Raw genomic sequence first — 3,643 nt, 5'->3', positions numbered from 1 at the left:
CCCCCACGGATAAGAAAATCTATCCGCCCCAGGCTGCGTTGCACCGCACGATTTGGCCATTCTCCCGCTCCCTGGTCCCGGTTTGACGGCGCACAATGCAGCTTATGTCGCCCCACGAGCCGCTATTGGTAAAGAGAGGCCAGGGTGAGGGAGAACTAGTGGCCAGTAAACCGGATGCGGTGCCACGCAAAGTATTTCGCCGACGAAGGTGTCCACCCAGTGCACTGACGGTCCACCATCCCAGCCAATTTGCTGTCTAGCGCTGCTGTACCGACCTCAACGCGGCCCCTAACGATGAGGCCTTTGTCATTCACTACGACGTAGCCGCGCTCGAATACGGCGTCGCATCCCAGCAGGCACATTGGCGCTACGATATGCTGATAGTCAAGGCGCTCTTCTCGCGCACATTCGCTACGTTTCTTGATGTGGCTTGCCACGAGTAGATCCACAGGCAAATCGCGCCCGCACATACAGCACCGTCCAAGCACACCGTCCTTAAAAAGGTGCTTACGTAGGTAACCTTGCTCGACACGGGCTGCGGCGACCTGGGGTGCGTCGGTTGCGTCAATATTGGCGATGGCGGTCTCGACTGCTGTACGAAATTGCTGCTGTTCGACGGCTGGCTGGTATCTCTCGCTCCGTAGGTCCAATATATCCAGAACACGATTACTAGTTTCCGCGTCTAGGACGTTGAAGCCCTGAATGACATTGGTGGGCTTGTATCCCGCTGCTTGGTTAAAGCGCAGATATGGGATGTTTACGTACCTAATCTCGTCGAGAAAGTAGACATACTCCCAAGTCTCCCCATCCGCGTTTGTCTGCCAGAGGTCGAGCGCAAGGGATTTGTTATGCAGCTTCTGCGCTACAGTCGATGTCGCAAATACGCCCCTGGAGTGACTCCCCACACCGGGATCGTCGAGCGTCGGCCAAGAGTTAGCTGTAACTGGCGAGATTGTTCTGCGGTCAGGTGCTCGGCGATTCGCCCAATCGGCACCGGAGACTTAATGGTGTCGACAAAGTGCTTGCTAGCGTCGGAGTCGCCACAGGGCTGAAGAATTACGCTTTGCATTAGCTTACCCCTTCCTGCGTGAGTATTTCACTGCGTTTCCTTTCGCCAATGACACCGGATACTTCTCCGCGTTTATTCGAAGCTTTTCCTGCAAGGCTTTGTTCAAATCGATTCCGAGTTTGTCGGCGAGGCGGAGGACATAGATCTGAACGTCGGCGATTTCGTAGCGCAGGGCCTTAGCAGTCTCGGGGTCGCCCATGCATTCCACTGCTTCTTTGGGGGTCATCCACTGGAAGATTTCGGCAAGTTCCGCCGCCTCGCACACGAGTGCGGTGGCTAGGTTCTTGGGATTATGGAATTGATCCCAGTCCCTGTCCTTGGCGAATTTGCGTAGCTGCTCTTGTATTGTCTTCGTCTGCATGGTCACTACCGCTCCGCTACGGTTCATTTGTCTAGGGCCACTTCCAAGGTGCTGCCGCCCAATCATCCGCCCAAAGCCCGCGCTTGGATAGCGTTGCGGTGCCGAAATAGATCAGGGCCTTCAACTCGCTTCGTGGGCATAGGTATTTCTCGACGATCGCGTCCGGGTCACACCCCACACGGAAGTTTGAGTCAGTCGTAAAGAATTTCTTCTGCGCCACGTTGCATCACAAGGCGCTCGTACTGGCTGTCGACTTCGCGAAGCAATGCCTCCACGTTCGGCAACCCACGCTTGTGCGCAACCTGGAGTACAACCTGGGCGACCTTCAAGCCATTAATCAAGATGATGGGGTACCTGTCTTCGAGCACCTCCCGCTGAACCGCTTCAGAAAAAAAACTCGTGGTGACGTAGGCCCCAACCCAGCCACGGCGTAGTCGCGCAACTGTACGCGCAATGTGGTTTCCGCCCGTTGGTGAGTCAAGTTTTTCACACTTCGCTTGGCCCAGGACGATGATTTTCGCCATCGCGAGGTCCGAACCGACATCCATACGGCCAACGAAATCGGCGCCGCCATCTGATGAGGCCGGCGTGAGCCAACCTGGCCGATATCGAGTACCTTCCTCGCTAATCACATGTTCTGTAATAAGTGCCGCGAGTGCCTCGAACCTGGATTTCTTCCCAGCGTAGAAGCTATATATTTCTTGTAATGCCTGCGCTTCTTTCGAACCCTTGGCCGGTTTCTGGTCTTCGACCTTGCGTGTGCGGAGCCGCACAGTGCGTCTACGGCAACGCTCCAGTACTTTGCTGCCGTCATCCACCCACATGCGCCAGGACTTCGGCGCGAGTGCCAGCGTCTGCTCCGCAGAGAGTTTTGCATCCCTCCTCGCCGAAATCCAGTTCCAGTTGAATTCTTCATTCTCGCCCTCGAGGTTGAAAATGGCGAAATCAAACGAGTAGTTCGTAAATGCGGTCTTCCCTCCACCGCCGTGCTGCGTCACGCGCTCGACTCGCTCGATGATGCCGAACCCCTGAAATTCAACGTTACCTTTTACACGATCCGCAATTGTTACGCGCTTGAAGACCAGTACTGGGCAAGCTCGAAGCCGCACCTCGCGCGTCGTACCGCTATGAAACTCAAACTGCTCAAGTAGGGCTCTGTTACCTCTCGGCGTTGCCGGGTCGACCTTAGCGGTCTTGTTGTCTCCAAAGTACCGCACGTGCCCATGATCGGGATCGAAGGTGTCCTGCCAAGGCGTGGTTTCATTACCAACTTTATGCGGGCTGCTGGAAATCAGTATCGCCGCGCAGCGCAGTGCATCGGTTGCCTTGGTCTTCTGGATTGGATTTATGCCCGCCTCCAGAACGGGATATTTCTGGTCATTCGTATACGTCTCATAAAAGTAGTTCGGCAGGCCATCCTTACGCCGGTCAACGTGGTCGTATGGCCTCGCGTAACGGAAGATTTCACCGATCTTCATGATCCCGCTCCCTCCAGCTGCGTAGTCGCGCGCACAATCGCTCTTTCGCTAGACATCGATCTCGTACGGTCGCCCCCTAGGCTGGGCAGGAATTCCTTTTGCACATCGTCACTATTCCACCACGGCAGTGCCGAAAGCAATTGCCGCGAAGAAACGACTACTGGCGATAGTTGGTTGGCCGGGTTCGTCACTACGGGGCGTCACCTGTGCGGCAGCTCTGACGTCCTTCGGTGTTGAATTCTACTCAGCCCTGACCTAGCGTTGTTTTCATCCAGGTATTGGCCCACAAGTACAGAAAGCGCCCCTCGACGCGTAGCCGACTACGTCAAAGAGGGGGCCACAGTGCCTTCAGTCGAGTCCATAGCGATGCGCGCTTCCTTCAGGCTGTAGAAGATCTCCCCATTGAGCAGCTCGTCCCTCAGCGTGCCGTTGAAGCTCTCGCAGTAGCCGTTCTCCCAGGGACTGCCCGGCTCAATGTACAGCGTCTTCGCCCCGATCCGCTGCAGCCACCCCCTGAGCACCTTGGCGGTGAACTCCGGGCCGTTGTCCGAGCGGATGTGCTCGGGGATGCCCCGACTGACCATCACCTCGGCCAGCTGCTCGATCACCTCCTGCGCGCCGATGCGCCTCGCCGTCAGGATCGCCAGGCACTCCCGGCTGTGCTCGTCGATCAAGGTCAGCAACCTCACCACGCGCCCCTCGTGCGTCCAGGTGCTCACCAAGTCGTAGCTCCAG

At 56.7% G+C, this 3,643-nt stretch carries 3 protein-coding genes; all 3 read right to left on the bottom strand.

Annotation, left to right across the window (positions count from 1 at the left end; translation table 11 throughout):
• Positions 1–1,073: 1,073 nt before the first annotated feature.
• Entirely contained in the window at positions 1,074–1,430 is a 357-nt protein-coding gene (locus tag FJ404_19600; protein ID MBM3825051.1) for a nucleotide pyrophosphohydrolase, read from the bottom strand.
• 191 nt (positions 1,431–1,621) lie between these two features.
• Positions 1,622–2,908, bottom strand: a complete 1,287-nt coding sequence (locus FJ404_19595; protein MBM3825050.1) for a restriction endonuclease — start codon at positions 2,906–2,908, stop codon at positions 1,622–1,624.
• 320 nt (positions 2,909–3,228) lie between these two features.
• Positions 3,229–3,643, bottom strand: a 415-nt coding sequence (locus FJ404_19590) for a transposase family protein (protein ID MBM3825049.1), incomplete at its 5' end; no start/stop codon positions are given.

It is taken from the genome of Verrucomicrobiota bacterium (assembly GCA_016871495.1).
GTDB lineage: Bacteria > Verrucomicrobiota > Verrucomicrobiia > Limisphaerales > VHDF01 > VHDF01.
Note: the sequence above shows the minus strand (reverse complement) of the source record. Positions and strands in the feature narration are given on the sequence as shown.

Bases quoted from the DNA above. Each gene is read 5' to 3' on its own strand.
- FJ404_19600 (MBM3825051.1), bottom strand. From the start codon at position 1,430: ATGCAGACGAAGACAATACAAGAGCAGCTACGCAAATTCGCCAAGGAC.
- FJ404_19595 (MBM3825050.1), bottom strand. From the start codon at position 2,908: ATGAAGATCGGTGAAATCTTCCGTTACGCGAGGCCATACGACCACGTT.